Below are 2,492 nucleotides of genomic sequence, written 5' to 3'. Positions count from 1 at the left end.
GCGGCCACACTGCAGGGTTTGCTCACCGAGCAGCCCCCACGGCATACCCACCGAACCGAAGCGAAAGCAATTTCGTGCGGAACGGCGGGTCCAGATGAACTCGATTCACCCGGAAACGGACGAAGCGAATGCTAACCATCACAAAGCTGTCACCGTGCAGCAATAACAAGGAGTAATTAGTGCCCACCATTCAGCAGTTGGTCAGAAAGGGCCGCAGCCCCAAGGTCACCAAGACCAAGGCTCCCGCCCTGAAGTCCAACCCGCAGCAGCGCGGCGTATGCACCCGTGTATACACGACCACCCCGAAGAAGCCGAACTCGGCCCTGCGTAAGGTCGCCCGCGTCAAGCTGTCCAACGGCACCGAGGTCACCGCCTACATTCCCGGCGAGGGCCACAACCTGCAGGAGCACTCGATGGTGCTCGTGCGCGGAGGCCGTGTTAAGGACCTCCCCGGCGTGCGTTACAAGATCATTCGCGGCGCACTGGACACCCAGGCCGTCAAGAACCGCAAGCAGGCTCGTAGCCGCTACGGCGCAAAGATGGAGAAGAAGTAATGCCTCGTAAAGGTCCCGCTCCCAAGCGCCCCGTAGTAGCAGATCCGGTTTACGGTGCTCCCATCGTCAGCCAGCTGGTCAACAAGATCCTCCTCGATGGCAAGAAGGGCCTCGCCGAGCGCATCGTTTACGATGCACTCGCCGGCGTCTCCGCCAAGAACGAGCTGGATGCGGTTGTCACGCTGAAGAAGGCACTCGACAACGTGCGCCCGACCCTCGAGGTGCGTTCGCGCCGCGTCGGTGGCTCCACGTACCAGGTGCCCGTTGAGGTCAAGCCGCACCGCGCCAACACCCTGGCGCTTCGTTGGTTGACCAGCTACGCGAAGGCTCGTCGCGAGAAGACGATGACCGAGCGTCTCACCAACGAGATTCTCGACGCGAGCAACGGCCTTGGCGCCGCTGTGAAGCGTCGTGAAGACACCCACAAGATGGCCGAGGCGAACAAGGCCTTCGCTCACTACCGCTGGTAGTTCGGTCTCGACAGGCTGGAACTCCGGGCTCGCCGCTGTGCGGCGGGCCCGGAGGACGGCTTTGTTCCACTCTTTCCACCCCTACCCTTCCGGAGGACCCCCGTGGCACTTGACGTGCTCACCGACCTGAGTAAGGTCCGCAACATCGGCATCATGGCTCACATTGATGCTGGCAAGACCACCACGACTGAGCGCATCCTGTTCTACACGGGTGTCAACCACAAGATCGGTGAGACCCACGACGGCGCCTCCACGATGGACTGGATGGCGCAGGAGCAGGAACGTGGCATCACGATCACCTCCGCGGCGACGACGTGTTTCTGGGACAACAACCAGATCAACATCATCGACACCCCCGGCCACGTCGACTTCACCGTGGAGGTGGAGCGTTCGCTCCGCGTCCTCGACGGTGCCGTTGCTGTGTTCGACGGCAAGGAGGGCGTTGAGCCCCAGTCCGAAACCGTGTGGCGTCAGGCCGACAAGTACGACGTTCCCCGCATTTGCTTCGTCAACAAGATGGACAAGCTCGGCGCGGACTTCTACTTCACGGTTGACACCATCATCAAGCGCCTCGGCGCAAAGCCGCTGGTCATCCAGCTGCCGATCGGTGAAGAGTCCAGCTTCGAGGGTGTTGTCGACCTCGTTCAGATGCGTGCACTCACCTGGCGCGGAGACTCCAAGGGTGACGTGGAGATGGGCTCGAAGTACGCCATCGAAGAGATCCCCGCCGACCTCGTGGAGAAGGCTGCCGAGTACCGCAAGCTTCTGCTCGAGACCGTCGCCGAGACCGACGATGACCTCATGGAGCGTTACTTCGCCGGTGAAGAGCTGACTGTCGCCGAGATCAAGGGCGCCATTCGCAAGCTCACCATCAACAGCGAGATCTACCCCGTTCTCTGCGGTTCTGCGTTCAAGAACCGCGGCGTTCAGCCGATGCTTGATGCTGTCGTTGACTACCTCCCCACCCCGCTCGACGTGGCCGCCATTGAGGCGCACGACGTTCGCGATGAGGAAAAGGTCATCATGCGTCACCCGGATGCCGACGAGCCCTTCACGGCTCTGGCATTCAAGGTTGCGGTGCACCCGTTCTTCGGTCGCCTCACCTACGTGCGCGTGTACTCCGGCCGCCTCGACTCCGGAGCCCAGGTCATCAACTCGACCAAGGGCAAGAAGGAGCGCATCGGCAAGATCTTCCAGATGCACGCCAACAAAGAGAACCCGGTCGGTTTCGTTACCGCCGGTCACATCTACGCGGTCATCGGCCTCAAGGACACCACCACGGGCGACACCCTGTGCGACCCGAACAACCAGGTCGTACTCGAGTCCATGACGTTCCCTGACCCGGTTATCGAGGTCGCGATCGAGCCGAAGACGAAGCAGGACCAGGAAAAGCTGGGCCTTGCCATTCAGAAGCTCGCCGAAGAAGACCCCACGTTCCGGACCGAGCAGAACCAGGAAACTGGCCAGA

Annotated in this window: 3 protein-coding genes; all 3 read left to right on the top strand. The window is 61.6% G+C overall.

What is annotated here, in order from left to right:
• Positions 1-179: 179 nt before the first annotated feature.
• Positions 180-554 (top strand): 30S ribosomal protein S12, encoded by a 375-nt coding sequence (rpsL, locus tag JF66_RS16655; RefSeq protein WP_035834602.1) that lies wholly within the window; start codon positions 180-182, stop codon positions 552-554.
• Positions 554-1,024, top strand: a complete 471-nt coding sequence (gene rpsG, locus JF66_RS16650; protein ID WP_035834603.1) for a 30S ribosomal protein S7 — start codon at positions 554-556, stop codon at positions 1,022-1,024. The genes rpsL and rpsG overlap by 1 nt, the downstream gene beginning before the upstream one ends.
• 102 nt (positions 1,025-1,126) lie before the next feature.
• On the top strand, positions 1,127-2,492 hold a 1,366-nt coding region (gene fusA / locus JF66_RS16645; protein ID WP_035879778.1), incomplete at its 3' end, for an elongation factor G.

The organism is Cryobacterium sp. MLB-32 (assembly GCF_000738085.1).
In the GTDB taxonomy this organism is placed as follows: Bacteria; Actinomycetota; Actinomycetes; order Actinomycetales; family Microbacteriaceae; genus Cryobacterium.
This window is presented reverse-complemented; position numbering and strand designations above follow the sequence as displayed.